At 65.4% G+C, this 18,660-nt stretch carries 17 protein-coding genes; 10 read left to right on the top strand and 7 right to left on the bottom strand.

Translation table 11 applies throughout. The features are described from left to right. Positions 1–47 precede the first annotated feature (47 nt). The gene (gene trmB / locus VWN43_RS12940; RefSeq protein WP_320181483.1) at positions 48–749 is read right to left on the bottom strand and encodes a tRNA (guanine(46)-N(7))-methyltransferase TrmB; all 702 of its coding nucleotides are present in this window, start codon (positions 747–749) and stop codon (positions 48–50) included. 19 nt (positions 750–768) lie between these two features. After that, entirely contained in the window at positions 769–1,533 is a 765-nt protein-coding gene (locus VWN43_RS12935; RefSeq protein ID WP_320181484.1) for a sulfite exporter TauE/SafE family protein, read from the bottom strand. Positions 1,534–1,662: 129 nt separating this feature from the next. On the opposite strand from VWN43_RS12935, the gene VWN43_RS12930 reads away from it, so the two are divergent. Further along, a complete protein-coding gene (locus VWN43_RS12930; protein ID WP_320181485.1) occupies positions 1,663–2,877 on the top strand; it encodes a mechanosensitive ion channel family protein in 1,215 nt (404 codons plus the stop codon). A gap of 117 nt (positions 2,878–2,994) precedes the next feature. Here VWN43_RS12930 and ctrA read toward each other — a convergent pair whose 3' ends face one another. The 3 genes from ctrA to lptB form a co-directional block, all read right to left on the bottom strand. Further along, a complete protein-coding gene (ctrA, locus tag VWN43_RS12925) occupies positions 2,995–3,690 on the bottom strand; it encodes a response regulator transcription factor CtrA (RefSeq protein WP_142787809.1) in 696 nt (231 codons plus the stop codon). 143 nt (positions 3,691–3,833) lie between these two features. Beyond that, a complete protein-coding gene (rpoN, locus tag VWN43_RS12920; RefSeq protein WP_320181486.1) occupies positions 3,834–5,279 on the bottom strand; it encodes an RNA polymerase factor sigma-54 in 1,446 nt (481 codons plus the stop codon). A gap of 26 nt (positions 5,280–5,305) precedes the next feature. After that, a complete protein-coding gene (gene lptB, locus VWN43_RS12915) occupies positions 5,306–6,091 on the bottom strand; it encodes an LPS export ABC transporter ATP-binding protein (protein ID WP_253521705.1) in 786 nt (261 codons plus the stop codon). A 207-nt stretch (positions 6,092–6,298) separates the two neighbouring features. On the opposite strand from lptB, the gene VWN43_RS12910 reads away from it, so the two are divergent. From VWN43_RS12910 to VWN43_RS12900, 3 genes are all read left to right on the top strand, one after another. Next, entirely contained in the window at positions 6,299–6,673 is a 375-nt protein-coding gene (locus VWN43_RS12910) for a hypothetical protein (protein ID WP_320181487.1), read from the top strand. 73 nt (positions 6,674–6,746) lie between these two features. Then, a complete protein-coding gene (locus VWN43_RS12905; protein ID WP_320181488.1) occupies positions 6,747–8,093 on the top strand; it encodes a TldD/PmbA family protein in 1,347 nt (448 codons plus the stop codon). Further along, positions 8,090–9,463, top strand: a complete 1,374-nt coding sequence (locus VWN43_RS12900; protein ID WP_320181489.1) for a mechanosensitive ion channel family protein — start codon at positions 8,090–8,092, stop codon at positions 9,461–9,463. Before VWN43_RS12905 ends, VWN43_RS12900 begins: the two co-directional genes overlap by 4 nt. A 3-nt stretch (positions 9,464–9,466) precedes the next feature. Here VWN43_RS12900 and ppa read toward each other — a convergent pair whose 3' ends face one another. Then, positions 9,467–10,000: an inorganic diphosphatase gene (ppa, locus tag VWN43_RS12895; RefSeq protein ID WP_253521712.1), complete on the bottom strand. Its 534-nt coding sequence runs from the start codon at positions 9,998–10,000 to the stop codon at positions 9,467–9,469. Positions 10,001–10,111: 111 nt separating this feature from the next. Between ppa and hisS the strand changes: the two genes are divergently transcribed. The 6 genes from hisS to metK all read left to right on the top strand — a co-directional run bounded on the left by hisS (position 10,112) and on the right by metK (position 17,428). After that, on the top strand, positions 10,112–11,371 hold the full coding sequence (hisS, locus tag VWN43_RS12890) for a histidine--tRNA ligase (RefSeq protein WP_320181490.1): 1,260 nt from the start codon (positions 10,112–10,114) through the stop codon (positions 11,369–11,371). Between the two features lie 313 nt (positions 11,372–11,684). Then, complete coding sequence (gene prfA, locus VWN43_RS12885) at positions 11,685–12,752, top strand: peptide chain release factor 1 (protein ID WP_320181491.1); 1,068 nt, start codon at positions 11,685–11,687, stop codon at positions 12,750–12,752. Continuing rightward, complete coding sequence (gene prmC / locus VWN43_RS12880) at positions 12,749–13,579, top strand: peptide chain release factor N(5)-glutamine methyltransferase (RefSeq protein ID WP_320181492.1); 831 nt, start codon at positions 12,749–12,751, stop codon at positions 13,577–13,579. Before prfA ends, prmC begins: the two co-directional genes overlap by 4 nt. 246 nt (positions 13,580–13,825) lie before the next feature. After that, positions 13,826–14,521: a DUF4167 domain-containing protein gene (locus tag VWN43_RS12875; protein ID WP_320181493.1), complete on the top strand. Its 696-nt coding sequence runs from the start codon at positions 13,826–13,828 to the stop codon at positions 14,519–14,521. 42 nt (positions 14,522–14,563) lie between these two features. Beyond that, positions 14,564–16,159, top strand: a complete 1,596-nt coding sequence (gene lnt / locus VWN43_RS12870) for an apolipoprotein N-acyltransferase (protein WP_320181494.1) — start codon at positions 14,564–14,566, stop codon at positions 16,157–16,159. Between the two features lie 30 nt (positions 16,160–16,189). Further along, positions 16,190–17,428, top strand: coding sequence for a methionine adenosyltransferase (gene metK / locus VWN43_RS12865; protein WP_320181495.1), 1,239 nt, complete (start codon positions 16,190–16,192; stop codon positions 17,426–17,428). Positions 17,429–17,493: 65 nt separating this feature from the next. On the opposite strand, the gene VWN43_RS12860 is transcribed toward metK, so the two are convergent. After that, on the bottom strand, positions 17,494–18,633 hold the full coding sequence (locus VWN43_RS12860) for a CaiB/BaiF CoA transferase family protein (RefSeq protein WP_320181496.1): 1,140 nt from the start codon (positions 18,631–18,633) through the stop codon (positions 17,494–17,496). Positions 18,634–18,660 lie beyond the last annotated feature (27 nt).

The raw sequence follows: 18,660 nt of genomic DNA, 5'->3' as shown, positions 1-18,660 counted from the left end.
CGTAAGGTGAATCTGCTAAGTACATTGTTTTACAATGATTTCGTACTTTAGCGTCGTCTGAATCGAAAGTACCAGACTTCGTGGTTATAGACCGTGCGCGCCTTGTGCTCGTAGCGCGTTTCGGGCCAGCCCGAGGGACGGTTCTGCCAGCTCGCCGGGCCATCGACGACCCATTCGAACTCGTCGGTAAAACGGCGCATCACCATCAGCGCGTGGCGCAGATAGACCGCGTGATCGGTGCCGAAGCGGAACTCGCCGCCGGGCTTCAGCTTGTCGGCAATCATCCGCACCGGCCCGTCGTTCATCATCCGCCGCTTGGCATGCTTGTTCTTGGGCCAGGGATCGGGGTGGAGCAGATAGACCATCGTCAGCGCGCCATCGGGTACGCGGCGCAGCACCTCCAGCGCATCGCCATGCTGGATCCGGATATTGGCCAGCGTCCGGTCGCGCACATGGGTCAGCGCCTGCGCCACGCCGTTGACGAAAGGCTCGGCGCCGATGAAGCCGTGGTCGGGCAGCATGTCGGCGCGCTCGGCCATATGTTCGCCGCCGCCAAAGCCGATTTCGAAATGCAGCGGGCGATCGAAGCCGAACAGGCGTTCCGCCGTCACCGGACCATCTGCCGGCACTGCGATCTGCGGCAGCAATTTGTCGACCAGTTCCTGCTGCGACGCGCGCAGCGGCTTGCCCTGGCTGCGGCCGTACAGCCGGTTGAGGGTGGTGGGGTCGCCTTCTTTAAACGCGCTCATGGCGCGGCCGCCTACAAGCCTACCCCCACGCCGTCCAGATGCCGTAGGCGCTGGTCACGCTCAGCGCGATGCCGACAAGGACCAGCATCAGCTTGGGGCTGAAATGCTTGGCCGCCATAGCGCCGAAGGGCGCGGCAGTGATCCCGCCGATGATCAGGCCCAGCGTCGCGCCCGCGATATGCGAGATGCCAAGGTGATAGATGAAGCTCGCTGAAATGCTCAGTGTGAGGAAGAACTCGACCGAATTGACCGTGCCCACGACCTTGCGCGGTTCGGCCCCCTGGACCAGCAGGTTGGAGGTTACCACCGGTCCCCAGCCGCCGCCGCCTGCCGCATCGAGGAAGCCGCCGACCAGCCCCAGCGGCGCGACATGCTTCGCCTGGCGCAGCTTGGGCGGGTAGAGCAGGCCGCGGATCAGCAGCCACACGCCGATCCCGGCGAGATAGATCAGCACGAAGGGCTTGATCGTATCGCCGTCGATCGAAGTGATCAGATAGGTCCCCAGCAGGCCCCCGATCACGCCGGGGACGAGCAGGCGGAAGAACAGCCCTTTGTCGATATTGCCGTGCAGCAGATGGCTGATGCCCGACGTCGCGGTGGTGAAGCATTCGACCAGATGCACGCGCTGCGAGGCGAGCGCGGGAGGCACGCCAAGCAGACCGACCATCAGCGTATTGGTGATGACCCCAAAGGCCATCCCCAGTGCGCCGTCGACCATTTGTGCTGCAAAACCGATCAGGATGAATGGGACGATGGGCCCCAGATCGAAACCGAACACCTCCATTGCGGGGGCGGGCCTTTCGCTGTTGATACCAGCGGCATCTACAGCGATTCGCGAAACCGCGCGAGATAGAAAATCTCTGCCGGTCTCGGGGGTTGAAGCGGGCTCCCGCCTGCGGCTAGGCAGCGCGCCATGGACGGACTTCTCGACCGCTACGCCGGCCTCGCACTGTGGCTCCAGTCGCTGATCGCCCTCGCCGGCCTGGTGGTGGTGGCGCTGGCAGTGAACTGGCTGATCAAGCGCGTGCTGCTGCGCGCCGCAGCGCCCTATCTCGACCGGCGCAGCGATACTGCCGATCGCGCGGTGGCATGGCTGGCGACGGTTATCCCGCTGCTGGTGGTGTCGCGCGGGATCGATTGGGTGCCCAACCTGCCGCCCGAACTGGTCACGGTCACGGTCAATGTCGTGCGCGCGTTGATCGTGCTGTCGGTGGCGATGGCGATCAGCGGGGCGCTCGATTACGCCAACGAGCTTTATGCGCGCCGCCCCGAAGCGCGCAGCCGCCCGATCAAGGGCTATGTCCAGGTGGTCAAGATCGCGATGTTCTGCGGTGCGGCGATCTTGATGATCGCGGTGCTGATCGAACAATCCCCGCTGCTGCTGCTGTCGGGGCTGGGCGCGATGGCGGCGGTCCTGCTGCTGGTGTTCAAGGACACTATCCTCAGCCTCGTCGCCAGCGTCCAGCTGACCAGCAACGACATGCTGCGCGTGGGCGACTGGATCGAAATGCCGAGCATGGATGCCGATGGCGATGTCATCGATATCGCGCTGCACACGGTGAAGGTGCAGAATTTCGACAAGACCATCACCACCATCCCGACGCACAAGCTGATCGCCGACAGCTTCCGCAACTGGCGCGGGATGAGCGACAGCGGTGGCCGGCGGATCAAGCGGGCGCTGGTGCTCGACCAGAATTCGGTCCGGTTCCTGGACGAAGACGAGGTCGCCGGGCTCAAGCGGTTCCGCCTGCTCGAGACGTATCTGGCGCGCAAGCAGGACGAGATCGCCGAATGGAACCGCCATGAACTGGCGAGCGATACGGATGCCATCAACGCCCGCCGGATCACCAATATCGGCACGCTGCGCGCCTATGTGATCGCCTATCTGCAAAGCCATCCGCGGATTGCGGACGAGGGCTTCACGCTGATGGTGCGCCAGCTACCGCCCAGTCCGCAGGGCCTGCCGCTCGAAATCTATTGCTTTGCGAACACGATCGACTGGGCCGAATACGAAGCGATCCAGGCCGATATCTTCGACCACATGCTGGCGATCCTGCCCGAATTCGGGCTGCGCGTGTTCCAGCAGCCGAGCGGGCTGGATTTGCAGGGCCTGGCCACGCCAGGGTGACACGCAGCGACCCCGGTCGTCACCGCCGATTCATCTGCCTGGTCTGTCCCGCATAAGCGAAACGCCCGGTAGCCGAAGCTCCGGGCGTCGCTTGCTATCCCGTCCAGGGCAGCTGGATCAGGCCGCTTCGGCCTCTTCGTTCGGGTCGCGCAGCACATAGCCGCGGCCCCAGACGGTCTCGATGTAGTTCTCGCCGCCGCAAGCATGGCTGAGCTTCTTGCGCAGCTTGCAGATGAAGACGTCGATGATCTTGAGTTCGGGTTCGTCCATCCCGCCATAGAGGTGGTTGAGGAACATTTCCTTGGTCAGCGTGGTGCCCTTGCGCAAGCTGAGCAGCTCGAGCATCGCATATTCCTTGCCGGTCAGGTGGACCCGGGCGCCGTCGACTTCGACGGTCTTGGCGTCGAGGTTCACCGCCAGCTTGCCGGTGCGGATGATCGACTGGCTGTGGCCCTTCGAACGGCGCACCACGGCGTGGATGCGGGCGACCAGTTCCTCGCGGTGGAACGGCTTAGTCACGTAATCGTCGGCGCCGAAGCCGAAGCTGCGGATCTTGCTGTCCATTTCGGCAATGCCCGAGAGGATCAGGACCGGGGTCTGCACCTTGGCGACGCGCAGCTTCTTGAGCACGTCGTAGCCATGCATGTCGGGCAGGTTCAGGTCGAGCAGGATGATATCGTAATCATACAGCTTGCCCAGATCGAGGCCTTCCTCGCCGAGGTCGGTCGAGTAGACATTGAACCCTTCGGTCGTGAGCATGAGCTCGATCGCCTTGGCGGTTGTCGGCTCGTCTTCGATCAGCAGTACACGCATGGGAACTCCCCTGTCTGGCCCCTAGTGTCTCGCGGTAACTCCCGGGTGGGAGGAGTTGCCATGTATTAACCACACAACATCTGAATGGAAAAGGTTAACGCGAGGTAAAGGCCGTTAACTTTTTCTGCAGGGATCGTGGAAAATCAAATCGCTGCGAGCTTTTTCTGGCGCCGTCGCTGCGCGCTCGAGCCGATGCCGATGGCCTCGCGATACTTGGCCACGGTGCGCCGCGCGAGGTCGAAGCCCTCTTGCTTGAGCAGATCGGCGAGCTTCTGGTCGGACAGGACCTTCTTGGGATCCTCGGCGTCGCACAGCGTCTTGATATGCGCCTTGATCGCTTCGGAGGATGCGCCTTCGCCATCGGCTGCCGAAACCCCGCTGGAGAAGAAATACTTCAGTTCGAAGGTGCCGCGCGGGCAGGCGAGATATTTGTTGCTCGTGACGCGGCTGACGGTGCTTTCGTGCATCTCGATCTGTTCGGCGACCTCGCGCAGCGTGAGCGGGCGCATCGCGGTCACACCTTCGCGGAAGAAGCCTTCCTGCTTCTTGACGATTTCGGCAGCGGTCTTGAGGATCGTCTTCTGGCGCTGGTCGAGCGCGCGGATCAACCAGTCGGCCTCGCCCAATTGTTCGTTGAGCCAGCTGTGCGAGGCCTTGTCGCGCGCGCCGGTCTTGAGCTCGAGATAATAGTCGCGGTTGACCACCAGTCGCGGCAGGCTCGCTTCATTGAGGCGGATATCCCAGCCATCCGCGCTCGGCGTGATCAGCACATCGGGCACGATGGCGGATTCGGCGCTGCCGCCGAAAGCCAGCCCCGGCTTGGGGTCGTAGCCGCGCAATTCGCCGAGCATGCCGGCAAAATCCTCGTCGTCGACTTCGCACATCCGTTTGAGCCGGGCGATATCGCCCGTCACCACCAGATCGAGATTGTCGATCAGGCGCGCCATGCACGGATCGTAGCGATCCGCCTCCTGCGCCTGCAGCGCGAGGCACTCGGCCAGCGAGCGCGCACCCACGCCGGTCGGGTCGAGCGACTGCACCGTGGCCAGCGCCCGCTCGGCTTCGGCCAGCGGGACGCCCATTTCCTCGGCAATCAGCCGCAGCTCGCCGAGCAGATAGCCGGCTTCGTCGAGATCGCCGATGATGCGCTGCGCGACCAGCGCCTCGCGATTGTCATGCGCCACCGCGCCAACCTGGTTGGACAGGTGTTCGGCCAGCGTCGGCCCGTTGGCGGAGCGGTTTTCGAGATCGGGCAGTTCGGCGCTGCCACTACCGATATCGCCGCGGCTCCAGTCGCCCATGTCGCCGGGTGCGGCTTCGGGGTCGATCGCGTGGTCGGCGATATCGAGCGCGTTATCGCCATCGAAATCGGGCGCGCTGTCGTGTTCCTGCGGTTCGGGGGCGCTATCCTCGCCCGCTTCGCGCTGGACTTCGCCCATTTCCAGCAGAGGGTTCGACTCCAGCGCGTCGCCGACGAAGGTCTCGATTTCCAGATTGGACAGCGCCAGCAGCTTGATCGCCTGCTGCAGCTGCGGCGTCATCACCAGCGACTGGGTTTGCCGCAGATCGAGGCGCGGACCCAGCGCCATTGATCAGTTCCCCGTGACTGTCGGCATCACAGTGTGAAACTCTCGCCGAGATAGAGGCGGCGCACGTTCTCGTCGGCGACCAGCGCTTCGGGCGTCCCGGCGAACAGCACCTGCCCGCCATAGATGATGCAGGCGCGGTCGACGATCTCGAGCGTTTCGCGGACATTGTGATCGGTGATCAGCACGCCGATCCCGCGCGTGCGCAGATCCTTGACGAGGTCGCGGATGTCGCTGATCGACAGCGGATCGATCCCCGCAAAGGGTTCGTCGAGCAGCATGATCGAAGGCTTGGCGGCAAGCGCGCGGGCAATCTCGCAGCGGCGGCGTTCACCCCCCGACAGTGCCATCGCCGGGCTCGCGCGCAGGCGGGTAAGGCCGAATTCGCCGAGCAGGCGCTCCAGCTCCGCGGCGCGCGTGTCCTTGTCGGGCTCGACCATTTCGAGCACGCAATTGATGTTCTGCTCGACCGTCATGCCGCGGAAGATGCTGGTTTCCTGCGGCAGATAGCCCAGCCCCAGGATCGCGCGGCGGTACATCGGCAGATTGGTGACATCCTCGCCGTCCATCAGGATGCGTCCGGCGTCAGGGCGCACCAGCCCCATGATCGAATAGAAGCAGGTGGTCTTGCCCGCGCCATTGGGGCCGAGCAGGCCGAGCACTTCGCCCTTGCCCACCGATAACGAGATATCGGTCAGGACTGCACGCTTGTCATAACTCTTGGCGATCGAGATTACCTCGAGCCCGCCCTGCGGGATCGGCGGGGCGGCATCGTGCAGCGCAGCGTGGTCCGGGTCGGTTGCGATATCGGCCATGCGCGGCGACATAGCATGCCAACTGCGCGTGAAAACCCCGCAGGCACGCCTTTTCGTTAATCTGGCAGGATTTGTGCATGGGCGGCAGTCGAGGAGGGCATGTGCCGCAAAAGGACGCCGCGTATCGCAATTACGCAGGATTGCTTGCCACACGGAAGCAATTTTGAAACAATACGATTCGGGTTGGAGAGAGCAAGGAGAGACGCGTTGAACAAGGCGCTCCGGGAAAACGATATCGTCAGCGGTCCGATGACCGAACGCAGGCGCGACTGGCGCAAGGCCATGAGCGACAATGTCGCGCTCGCGCTGCTGGTCTATACCGGCCTCCAGATCTTCATGACCGTGGGGGCGATGAAACAGGGCGTTTCCTCCATCGTGCCCTATCTCGCGCTGGTCATCCTGGTCGCCGGGATTATCCCCGCCTGTCGCTGGTTCGAACGTCGCTGGTCCGATCTGTCGGACGACGAAGCCGCCGACCTCGCGCTCAAGCCCGCCTTCCGCCGCGACCAGATCATGCTGTGGGTGCTGGCGATCGGGCTTCCGGTCGTGCTTACGCTCATCTTCAAGCTGATCTTTTCCTGACCGGCCGGGCGGTTGCCAGCCGGCGGCGCGGGGCCTACCTCGCGCGCATGACTGCCCACTCCCGGACCTTGCCATGATCACTTCCGACGCGGCGCTTGCCCGCTGCCAGGACCTCGTCGATCTCGCGCGCCAGATGGGCGCGGATGAAGCCGATGCGGTTGCCCGTGCCTCCTCTTCCGAAAGCGTCAGCGTCAGGCTCGGCGCGCTGGAGGAGGTCGAGCGGTCCGAAAGCGAGGAGATCGGTCTGCGCGTCTTCGTCGGCCGCCGCTCCGCTTCGATCAACACCAGCGATTTCGCGCCCGAGGGGCTGAGGACGCTGGCGCAGCGTGCAGTCGAAATGGCGCGGCTCGCCCCCGAGGACCCCTATGGCGGGCTGGTACCGCGCGAGGCGCTGTTCAGCGGTGACGGTACCGATCTCGATCTGTCCGATGGCGGTGAACCGTCGCCCGGCGAATTGCGCGAGGCCGCGCTGGCGACCGAGGACGCCGCGCGGGCGGTGGCCGGCGTGACCAACTCCAACGGCGGCAGCGCGTCCAGTTCGCGCTCGGTTTTCGCATTGGTCACCAGCAATGGCTTTGCGCGCGGCCATGCGGGCGGGGCGCACACGCTTTCGGCCAGCGTCGTCGCGGGCGAGGGCGGGGACAAGCAGACCGATTACGCCTATCGCACGCAGCGGCATCGCAGCGATCTGCCCGATCCTGCGGGGATCGGCCGCGAGGCGGGCGAGCGCGCGGTGCGCAAGGTCGGACCCGGCTCGATTCCCTCCGCCAAAATGCCCGTGGTGTTCGACCCGCGCGTGGGCGGCGGGATCCTGGGTCATCTGCTGGGCGCAATGGCTGCCCCCTCGATTGCGCGCAAGGCGAGCTTCCTGATCGGCCGCGAGCAGGACCAGCTGTTCGACAGCGCGCTGCGGATCGTCGAGGACCCGCACCGCCTGCGCGGCCTGCGCTCGCGCCATTACGATGGCGAAGGCACGGCAAGCGTGCCGCGCGCGCTGGTCGAGGAAGGCCGGATCACCGGCTGGCTGACCAATGTGGCCAGCGCGGCGCAGCTCGATCTCGGCCTGACCGGCCATGCCAGCCGCGGCGGCGGCGGCGCGCCGGGGATTGCGCCGGGCAATGTCTATATGGAAGCGGGCGGCCCCAGCGTCGCCGAGCTGATCGCGGATATCGAGGACGGCGTCTTCGTCACCGACCTGTTCGGCCAGGGCGTCAACCTCGTCACCGGCGATTACAGCCGCGGCGCCAGCGGGCTGCGCATCCGCAATGGCGAGCTGGCGGGGCCGGTGGCCGAGATCACCATAGCGGGCACGCTGCCCGAGATGTTCCGCGCGCTGGTGCCCGCCGACGACCTCGAGCTGCAGCGCGGGATCGACGTGCCGACCTTGCGCATCGACGGCATGTCGGTGGCGGGCCAGTGAGGGCTCTGCTCGCCGCGCTTGCCCTGCTGTGGGCGATGCCGCTGGCGGCGCAGCTTGAAACCACCGCCGAACCTGCCGCGACTCCAACCCCGGTCCAGACCATCGCCGCGACGCAGGATGCGGGCGACGACGAGCGTATCGCCGAGCGGATTTCTGGCATTTTCGCCGAACTGCCCGCCTTCGCCGCGGTCGAAGTGGCGGTCAGCGAAGGTGTGGTCTCGCTTACGGGCACTGTGCCCAAACCCAGCGATATCGCCCGCGCGGAAGCCATCGTGAACCGCGTCACGGGCGTGGTGACGGTCGAGAACGGGCTCGAGCGCGACTTGTCGCTCTCCGCCGACAGCGCGGGCATTTCGAGCCTCGCCGAACGCTGGAACTCCTTCGTCCGCATGCTGCCGCTGATCGCTGCGGCGCTGGGCGTGTGGCTGGTCATCGCCGCGATCGGCTATCTCATCGCGGGGCTCGGGCGGTTGTGGAAGCGCGTCGCGCCGAACAATTTCCTCGCCGAACTGATCGCCAGCGCGATCCGTTTCGTGTTCGTGGTCGGCGGGCTGGTGGTGGCGCTCGACATGATCGGCGCGACCGCGCTGCTGGGCGCGGTGCTCGGCGGGGCGGGGGTGATCGGCATCGCGCTCGGTTTTGCCATGCGCGACACGATCGAGAACTACGTTGCCTCGCTCATGCTCAGCCTGCGCCAGCCCTTCCGCGCCAATGACTGGGTGCGGATCGACACTTTCGACGGCCGCGTGATCCGGCTGACCAGCCGCGCTACCGTGCTGATGACGCTCGACGGCAATCATTTGCGCATCCCCAACGGGCAGGTGTTTCGCGCGGTAATCCTCAATTACACGCGCAACCCGCAGCGCCGCTTCGAATTCGACCTTGGCGTCGATGCCGATGACGATGCCCGCGCGGCGCGCCAGCTGGGCCGCGATACGCTGGCCGGGCTCGAATTCGTGCTCGCCGATCCGCCACCCGAGGCGCGGATCATGGAAGTGGGCGATTCCAATGTAGTGATCCGGTTCCTCGGCTGGATCGACCAGCGCGAGACCGATTGGTGGAAGGCGCAAAGCCAGGCGATCCCGGCGGTCAAGCAAGCGCTGGAAGATGCCGGGTTCGGCCTGCCCGAGCCGATCTACCGGCTGCGCTTCGACCCGCGCTCGGCCAGCGTTCCTTTCGCGACCGAGGCCAGCGCCGTGGCCGATACGGCTGCGCCGGAAAAGCCGCGCCCCGTCCAGACCATCGCCGCCGCGCAAGCCGACGAGGATGTGCGGCCCTCCGACGAGATCGCCGCCATGGTCGAGGAAGAACGCCGGACCGGAGGGGAGCAGGAAACCGACCTGCTCGACCCCTCCCGCCCGGTCGAATAACCGTTACTTCGCGGCGTTGTACCGCTCGATGCTTTCGAGCACGATGTCGCGCGCTTCGGCGGCATCGCCCCAATTGCCGATCCGCACCCATTTCTCGCTTTCGAGATCCTTGTAGTGGGTGAAGAAGTGCTCGATCTGCTGGAAGATGATGCTCGGCAGGTCCTTGGTTTCGGCGATGTCCGAATAATAGGGGAAGGTCGTGTCCACGGGCACACAGATCAGCTTCTCGTCGCCGCCATGCTCGTCTTCGAGGTTGAGCACGCCGATCGGGCGGGTGCGCACGACGCAGCCGGGGACAAAGGACGACCGCGCGATGACCAGCGCGTCGAGCGGATCGCCGTCGGGGCTCAGCGTGTGCGGGACAAAGCCGTAATTGGCCGGATAGCGCATCGGCGTGTGCAGGATACGGTCGACGAACAGCGCGCCCGAATCCTTGTCGAATTCGTATTTCACCGGTTCGCCGCCGGTGGGGACTTCGATGATGACGTTGAGGCTTTCGGGCGGATTGTCGCCCGTGGGGATCATGTCGATGCGCATTGTGTGTCTTCTCTCTTTGCGGTCAGCCCCTCTCCCGGAAAGACTTCGCGGCGCCGATAGCGGCTTGTGAAGCATTGCGGAAGGGGGACGATGGCCCTAATCGCGCGCACCATGGCAAAGACACCCCAGGCAATCCGCGGCACGCAGGACATTTTCGGCGCCGACGCCGAGGCATTCGCATTCGTGGTCGAAACCTTCGAGCGCGTGCGCAAGCTCTATCGCTTCCGCCGCGTCGAAATGCCCGTGTTCGAAAAGACCGAAGTTTTCAGCCGCGCGATCGGCGAAACGACCGACGTGGTCAGCAAGGAAATGTACTCCTTCGACGATCGCGGCGGCGAAAGCCTGACGCTGCGCCCCGAATTCACCGCCGGGATCGCGCGCGCCTTCCTGTCGAACGGGTGGCAGCAGCACGCGCCGGTCAAGCTGGCGACGCATGGCCCTCTGTTCCGTTACGAACGCCCGCAAAAAGGCCGCTATCGCCAGTTCCACCAGATCGATGCGGAAATCATCGGCGCGGGTGAACCGCAGGCCGATGTCGAACTGCTCGCCATGGCCGACCAGCTGCTCAAGGAACTGGGCATCACCGGGGTGACGCTGCATCTCAACACGCTGGGCGACGGCGACAGCCGCGAAGCCTGGCGCGCTGCACTGGTCGAGTATTTCCTTGGCGTGAAGGATGAATTGTCGGAGGATTCGCAGGAGCGGCTGGAGAAGAACCCGCTGCGCATCCTCGACAGCAAGGATCGCCGCGACCGGGCCTTCGTCGCCGATGCGCCCAAGATCGACCAGTTCCTGTCGGATGATGCGCGCGCCTTCTTCGACGCGGTCACCAGCGGGCTGGAGGCGGCAGGGGTCAAGTGGCAGCGCGCCGAAAGCCTCGTCCGCGGGCTCGACTATTATCGCCACACCGCGTTCGAATTCATTCCCGACGAGGGCAGCGAGGCCGCGGGCAAGCTCGGCAGCCAGAGCACGATCCTGGGCGGCGGGCGCTATGACGGGCTGATGGAAAGCCTCGGCGGCGCGCCGACGCCTGCGGTCGGCTGGGCCGCGGGGATCGAGCGGCTGGCGATGCTGGTGGGGGAGCGTAGTGATGCGACCCCCGTAGTCATGTTCGTCGTCGAGAACGATCAGATGCTTCCCACCGCGCAAAAACTCATGGCTAGCTTCCGGGCGGATGGGTTCGCCTCGGAAATGTTGGCGACGGGATCGCCGCGCAAGCGCTACGACAAGGCTATCAAAATGGAGCCTGCCGTCGTTGTATCGTTGAATGTCATCAATGGTGTGGAAGACGTGGGCATGAAGGCCCTCAATGGCGAAGGCGACCGAATTCTTGGAGCGGTCAGGGAAGGCCTGCTTGCATCACTGAACTAGCTGTCGCCCCGGACTTGATCCGGGGTCGGTGCTGCTTCGGGTGCGCCGGAAGAACAGCACGATCCCGGATCAAGTCCGGGATGACGTCGGAGGTTCTCGTCGCCGGATCATCGGCTGAGCGAAAGACTTTCCTACAGGGCGCCTCCTTGGCTACAGCGCTAAATGCAGGCTGCGGGATCGACCCCCGGGGGGCTCCCCACTCAGGCGCCGCCCGGCATCTTTGAAGAATTACAATTACGAAAGAAAGGGTTAGGCTGAAGAATCGCGGGCGACACACTGTCGCCTTTGTCGCCCATCTATCGCCCGAACACGCATGACCATACCCGCCGAACGCCTTGACCAGATCGCCCATCGCTTCGCCGAGCTCGAGGCGCGCATGGCGTCGGGCCAGCTCGTGGGCGATGCCTTCGTCCAGGCGAGCCGCGACTATGCCGAACTCGAACCGGTGGCCAAGGTCGCTGCCGAGGTAAAGGCGGCGCGCGAGGAGATCGCCAGCCTCGAGGAGATGCTTGCCGATCCAGAGATGAAAGCGATGGCCGAGGAAGAGCTGGCCGAGTTGCGCCAGCGCCTGCCCGAGGCCGAGCGCGAACTGGCCATCGCCATGCTTCCCCGCGACAGCGCCGATGCCAAGCCCGCCATGCTCGAAATCCGCGCGGGCACTGGCGGCGACGAGGCGGCGCTGTTCGCGGGCGATCTCTATCGCATGTACGAACGCTTCGCCGCCGAGCAGGGCTGGAAGGTCGAACCGGTCAGCATGAGCGCGTCCGAGGTCGGCGGCTTCAAGGAAGTCGTCGCCAATATTGCCGGCACGGGCGTGTTTGCACGGCTCAAGTTCGAAAGCGGGGTCCACCGCGTACAGCGTGTGCCCGAAACCGAAAGCGGCGGGCGCATCCATACCAGCGCGGCAACCGTGGCCGTGCTGCCCGAACCCGACGAGGTCGATGTGCAGATCGATGCGGGCGATCTCAAGATCGATACCTACCGCGCCAGCGGCGCGGGCGGGCAGCACGTCAACACCACCGACAGCGCGATCCGCATCACCCATCTGCCGACCAACACCGTGGTCACCTGCCAAGATGGCCGCAGCCAGCACAAGAACCGCGAGAAGGCGATGCAGGTGCTGCGCGCACGATTGTTCGAACAGCAGCGCGAGGCGACCGAGGGCGCCGAAGCCGAAGCACGCAAGGCGATGGTCGGCTCGGGCGACCGGTCCGAACGCATCCGTACCTACAATTTCCCGCAAGGGCGCGTGACCGACCACCGGATCGGGTTGACGCTGCACAAGCTGCCCGAGATCCTCGCCGGGACCGGGCTGGGCGAACTGGTCGATGCGCTGATCGCCGAAGACGAAGCCAAGCGCCTCGCGGCGATGACCGAGTGAGCGACGGACAGACCGTCGCCGATGCGCTGCGCGCTGCCGCGACCCGGCTTGGCGCAACCAGCCCGACCCCGCGGCTCGATGCCGAATTGCTCATGGCGCAGGCGCTTGGCGTATCGCGCTCGCAAATGCTGCTGCAGCGCATGGGCGAGGGCGCGCCCGCCGGCATCGACGATCTGCTCGACCGCCGTGCCGCGCATGAACCCGTCGCCTATATCCTCGGGCACCAGGAATTCTACGGTCGCGAATTCCGCGTCACCCGCGACACCCTGATCCCGCGCTCGGACAGCGAGGCGGTGGTCGAGGCCGCGCTTGAAGCAGGCACCGGGCCGGGCCGTGTGCTCGACATGGGCACCGGCACCGGCGCGCTGCTCCTGACGCTGTTGGCGGAACGGGGCGGCGAAGGGGTGGGCATCGACCGCAGCGCGGCTGCCATCGCGGTGGCGGCGGAAAACGCGGCTGCGATCGGGCTGTCGCAGCAGGTGCGCCTGCTGACCGCCGACTGGACCATGCCCGGCTGGAACGAGGGGCTGGGCCAGTTCGGCCTGGTCCTGTGCAACCCGCCCTATGTCGAGGCGGATGCCGAGCTCGATCCCGATGTGCGCGACTTCGAGCCGGCCTCCGCGCTTTTCGCCGGGCCTGCCGGGCTGGACGATTATCGCGTGATCATTCCGCAACTTGTCCAGTTGCTGCTGCCTGGCGGGGTCGCAGTACTCGAGATCGGGGCCACGCAGGACGCGGCGGTCAGCGCGCTTGCGCGCGAATCGGGCTTTGCCGTAACCCTGCGGCGCGATCTGGCGGGACGCCCGCGCGCACTGGTCCTGCGATAAAAGACTTGGCAAAGTCGATTGGAACCCTTAATCGTGGCCACAGGCCTGCGGTGTACGGCTAACGCCACCCCGCCGGTTCCAGCTCCGACATTGCAGTTACGGTGCGCAGCCTACCGCTACGCATACCATGCACAAACCGGAGCACGCGAGCTGCGACAAGCGCAGGCGCGCAAGGGGTCACGCGGCCATTTGCGAACCGGATACGGTTCGCGCCGCGCTTTGTATGAGGACCAACTACCCTTGAACATGAATCGCAATAACCGTCGTCGTGGACGCGGTAACCGAAATCAGGGCGGCGCCAATTCGGCCAACCGCATCGACAGCCGCGCGCGCGGCAATGCCCCGCAGCTGCTCGACAAGTACAAGAAGCTTGCACAGGACGCCCAGCACAATGGCGACCGCGTGCAGGCCGAATACTACCTGCAGTTCGCCGACCACTATCTGCGCGTGATCGCCGACAACAAGGCCCGCCAGGAAGAATCCAAGGGCAAGCGCGGCGACGATCGCGGCCAGAACCAGTCGGACGATGACGACGATGAGGATGCCGGCGACGATCGCCGCAGCAACCGTCGTCCGCGCAGTCGCGGCGACGATCAGGAAGGCGGCAATCGTCAGCGGAGCCGCCGCGATGACCAGGATGACGGCAATCGCAAACCGCGGGCGCGCAAGCCGCGCACTGGCGATGACGGCGACGCCAATGATTTCGAATCCTCGGACAATCCCTTCACGCGCGAGGAAGAAAGCGAAGCGCCCAAGAAGCGCCGCGCTCCGCGCAAGGCGAAGAAGGACGAGGAAGGCACACCCGGCAGCGAAGGCGAAATCGATGCGACGGTCCTGCCGCCCTCGATCGGCGCGAATGACGCCGATGGGGATGCCAAGCCCGCCCCGCGTCGGCGCAAGCGCAAGCAGGAAGACGACAGCGAAGTGAGTGCGGTCGGCTGATCGCGCTTGCACCGCTGACCTGACGATCTAAGGGGCAGGCCGATGGAGAGAATCCCCGGCCTGGCCCGCACCCACCCGAACATCGCTGCCCTCCTGTTGGGCGTGTTGTCGGCTTTCGGCTTCCAGCCCTTCCATTTGTGGCCGCTCGGCCTCGCCGCAGTGGGCGCGTTCGGCTGGCTCGCGTGGCGTATGCCCAGCTGGCAGCGCGCGCTGCTCGCCGGCTGGCTGTTCGGCGTGGCGCATTTCACGGTCGCGAACAATTGGATCGCGACTGCCTTCACCTATCAGGCCGAAATGCCCGCCGTCCTCGGCTGGGCGGCGGTGCCCCTGGTCTCGCTCTACCTCGCGCTATGGCCCGCGCTGGCGACCTGCGCCGCGTGGCTGGTGGCGCGGCGTGGCAGCCTGTTCGCTTTTGCGCTGGCCTTTGCCGCGATGTGGATTGCCGCCGAGTGGTTCCGTAGCTGGGTCTTCAGCGGATATGCCTGGGGACCGCTGTCGATGATGCTGCTGGGCCCGTGGGACCGGCCGGGTCTGGCGATGGCGCTGCCCTTCGTCGGCAGCTATGCGCTGTCGGGTCTTACCGCGGGGTTCGCCATCCTGCTCGCAGATTTCGTGCGCAACCGCCGCTGGACAGGTTTAGGGCTCGCCACCGTCGCGCTTGCCGCGCTGCTCTACCTGCCCGCCGGTGCGGGGCGCGAGGGCACGCTGCCGCTGACGCTGGTCCAGCCCAATCTCGGGCAGGACGAGATTAACGACGCCTCGCGGTTCGAGGAACAATTCCAGCGCACCGCGCGGCTGAGCAGGCCGCTGAAACCGCAAAGCCACCGCCTCGTCCTGTGGCCCGAAAGCGGCATCCCCGATTACCTGCGCGATGGCTATCCGCAGCGCTATTACACCCAGATGACCGCAGCCGGCGATCCTGCCTTCGCCCGCGCGCGCATCGGCCAGACGATCGGCGAGGGCAGCCTGCTGCTGACCGGCGTGGTCGATCTGGAAATTGCTACGGTCGACGGGCGCGAGCGCGCGGTGGGCGCCTATAACGCCATCACCTCGATCGACCCCGCGGGACGGCTGGGTGCGCGCTATGCCAAGGCGCATCTGGTGCCCTATGGCGAATATCTGCCACTGCGCACATGGCTCGAACCGCTGGGCCTGTCGCGGCTGGTTGCAGGCACGCTCGATTTCATTCCGGGCCCGGGACCGCAAAGCTACGATCTGGGCGATCACGGTACCGCGGGCATGCAGATTTGCTACGAGATCGTCTTCTCGGGCGAGACCGTCGACCGGGCGAACCGGCCCGATTACATCTTCAATCCCTCGAATGACGGCTGGTTCGGCATGTGGGGCCCGCCGCAGCATCTGGCGCAAGCGCGGATGCGCGCGGCCGAGGAAGGCCTGCCCGTGCTGCGCTCGACCACCACGGGGATCAGCGCGGTCATCGATGCGCGCGGTGTGGTACGCGAACATATCGGACGCAATGTCGCCGACCGGATCGATACGCTCGTCCCCCCGCCGCATGCGCCCACTTGGTTTGCGCGGATGGGTCACTGGCTCACGCTGCTCTGGGCGATCGCCCTGCTGACGCTATCGCTGGTTGCCATGCGTCGTTCGGGAGGCTACCCCGCAAAGAACACATAAAGATTTCTTTATATCGGGAATTCGACCTTCATGCGCGCCAGTTTCCTCTTCACTTCCGAGAGCGTTTCGGAAGGCCATCCGGACAAGGTTTCCGACCAGATTTCCGATGCCATCGTCGATCTGATGCTGGCCAAGGATCCCGAGGCGCGGGTTGCCTGCGAAACCATGACCACGACGCAGCGCGTCATCCTCTCGGGTGAAATCCGCTGTGCGCCGATGTATGATGCGAAGAACCTCGACTGGGCCGAAAACGCGGGCTGGGCGCCGGGCGCAAAGGAAGAAATCGAGAAGGCCGTGCGCCGTACGGTGCGCGAAATCGGCTATGAACAGGACGGCTTCCACTGGAAGACGCTGACCTTCGAAAACCACCTGCATGGCCAGTCCGCCGAAATCGCGCAGGGCGTCGATGCCAATGGCAATAAGGACGAAGGCGCGGGCGACCAGGGCATCATGTTCGGCTTTGCCTGCGACGAGACCCCCGACCTCATGCCGGCGACGATCGACTACAGCCACAAGATCCTCGAACGGCTGGCGGCGGATCGCAAGAGCGGCGCGGCGCCTTTCCTTGAACCCGATGCCAAGAGCCAGGTCACACTGCGCTATGAAAACGGCACGCCGGTGGCCTGCACTGCGGTGGTTGTCTCCACCCAGCACGCCAAGGGCTATCACGAGGGAGCCAAGGAAGCCGAGCTCAAGGCCTATGTAAAAGGCGTCGTCACCGAGCTGCTGCCCGAAGGTTGGATCGATGATGATACACAATGGCATATCAACCCCACGGGGGCGTTCGAGATCGGGGGCCCCGATGGCGACGCAGGGCTGACGGGGCGCAAGATCATCGTCGATACCTATGGCGGCGCCGCGCCGCATGGTGGCGGCGCGTTCAGCGGCAAGGACCCGACCAAGGTCGATCGCTCGGCCGCTTATATCACCCGCTACCTCGCCAAGAACATCGTCGCGGCAGGCCTCGCCCGGCGCTGCACCATCCAGCTGGCCTATGCGATCGGCGTGTCGCAGCCGCTGTCGCTCTATGTCGACACGCACGGCACCAGCGCCGCGGGAGTGACCGACGAAGCGCTCGAGGATGCCATCCGCGGGATCGAAAAGCTCGGCGGACTGACCCCGCGCGGGATCCGCACGCATCTCGGCCTCAACCAGCCGATCTACCGCAAGAGCGCCGCTTATGGCCATTTCGGGCGCCAGGCCGAAGGCGCGTTCTTCCCGTGGGAACGGACCGATCTGGTCGAAGATCTCAAGGCGGCGCTCGCCTGACCCGGTCGGGCGAGCAGGATCGCCTACCCGCTCTGCCATTACGGATTTCGAACGCGGCCGGTGCGCTAGCCGTGTTCGCCCTTGCGCGGGCTGGGGTGGTCGAGCGCGAGTTCGGCTTGGGAGAAGGTGAACGGGCTGCGCACCCCTGCAATGCCGTCGAGTTCTATCCGCATGCCGCGGGCGCGCACTTGCGGATCGGCGAACACCGCGTCGATCGGATTGATCGGCCCGGCGGGAATTCCCGCTTCGCCGCATGCGCCGAGCAATTCCGTGAGTTCCCACTTGCGCGTCTCGTCGGCGATCATTGCGTCGAGTTCGGCGCGGTTGGCGAGGCGGCTTTCATTGGTGGCGAAGCGCGCGTCGCCCAGCAGGTCGTCGCGCCCCAATAGCGCCAGCAGCCGCCGGAACAGCCCGTCATTGGCGGGCGCCAGCACCACTTCGCCATCGGCCACGGGGAAGACGCCATAGGCGCTCACCTGCGCATGCTCATTGCCCATCCGTGGCGGGTTCTCGCCAGTAGTGAAGAAATGCGTCGCCTGGCTGGCGAGCAGGCCGACCGAACAATCGAGCAGCGCCATATCGACATGCTGGCCGCGCCCGGTGCGTTCGCGCATCGCCAGCGCGGCCTGGATGCCGATGACGGCATAGAGCCCGCAGGTCAGGTCCGAGATCGAAATACCCATCTTCATCGGCTGGCCCGCAGGTTCGCCGGTCAGCGCCATGAAGCCGCTCATCGCCTGGACGACGAAATCGTACCCCGCCTCATGCGCGCGCGGCCCCGTCTGGCCGAAACCGGTGATCGAGCAATAAACGAGGCGCTGGTTGGCCGCCGCAAGGCTGGCGTAATCGAGCCCGAATTTGGCCAGCGTCCCGGTCTTGAAATTTTCGAGCACCACATCGGCCGAAGCGGCGAGATCGCGCACTCGCGCAAGATCCTGCTCGTCCCTGAAATCGGCGACGATCGAGCGCTTCCCGCGATTGGTGGCATGGTAATAGGCGGCTTCACGCTCGCCATTCTCGCGTTCGATCCATGGCGGCCCCCATAGCCGCGTCCCGTCCCCCTCGGGGCTTTCGACCTTGATTACATCCGCGCCGAGATCGGCGAGAATCTGTCCGGCCCACGGCCCTGCCAGGACGCGCGCGAGTTCGAGGACCTTCAGTCCGGCGAGAGGAGCCTGCGGGTTGCGCGGTTGATCGAGCCACATGGCCCGCGGCTTGCGCAGCCCTGACCC

Source organism: Qipengyuania sp. HL-TH1, assembly GCF_036365825.1.
Taxonomy (GTDB): domain Bacteria; phylum Pseudomonadota; class Alphaproteobacteria; order Sphingomonadales; family Sphingomonadaceae; genus Qipengyuania; species Qipengyuania profunda.
This window is presented reverse-complemented; position numbering and strand designations above follow the sequence as displayed.

Bases quoted from the DNA above. Each gene is read 5' to 3' on its own strand.
- trmB (WP_320181483.1), bottom strand. From the start codon at position 749: ATGAGCGCGTTTAAAGAAGGCGACCCCACCACCCTCAACCGGCTGTAC.
- VWN43_RS12935 (WP_320181484.1), bottom strand. From the start codon at position 1,533: ATGGAGGTGTTCGGTTTCGATCTGGGGCCCATCGTCCCATTCATCCTG.
- VWN43_RS12930 (WP_320181485.1), top strand. From the start codon at position 1,663: ATGGACGGACTTCTCGACCGCTACGCCGGCCTCGCACTGTGGCTCCAG.
- ctrA (WP_142787809.1), bottom strand. From the start codon at position 3,690: ATGCGTGTACTGCTGATCGAAGACGAGCCGACAACCGCCAAGGCGATC.
- rpoN (WP_320181486.1), bottom strand. From the start codon at position 5,279: ATGGCGCTGGGTCCGCGCCTCGATCTGCGGCAAACCCAGTCGCTGGTG.
- lptB (WP_253521705.1), bottom strand. From the start codon at position 6,091: ATGGCCGATATCGCAACCGACCCGGACCACGCTGCGCTGCACGATGCC.
- VWN43_RS12905 (WP_320181488.1), top strand. From the start codon at position 6,747: ATGATCACTTCCGACGCGGCGCTTGCCCGCTGCCAGGACCTCGTCGAT.
- ppa (WP_253521712.1), bottom strand. From the start codon at position 10,000: ATGCGCATCGACATGATCCCCACGGGCGACAATCCGCCCGAAAGCCTC.
- hisS (WP_320181490.1), top strand. From the start codon at position 10,112: ATGGCAAAGACACCCCAGGCAATCCGCGGCACGCAGGACATTTTCGGC.
- prfA (WP_320181491.1), top strand. From the start codon at position 11,685: ATGACCATACCCGCCGAACGCCTTGACCAGATCGCCCATCGCTTCGCC.
- VWN43_RS12875 (WP_320181493.1), top strand. From the start codon at position 13,826: ATGAATCGCAATAACCGTCGTCGTGGACGCGGTAACCGAAATCAGGGC.
- lnt (WP_320181494.1), top strand. From the start codon at position 14,564: ATGGAGAGAATCCCCGGCCTGGCCCGCACCCACCCGAACATCGCTGCC.
- metK (WP_320181495.1), top strand. From the start codon at position 16,190: ATGCGCGCCAGTTTCCTCTTCACTTCCGAGAGCGTTTCGGAAGGCCAT.
- VWN43_RS12860 (WP_320181496.1), bottom strand. From the start codon at position 18,633: ATGTGGCTCGATCAACCGCGCAACCCGCAGGCTCCTCTCGCCGGACTG.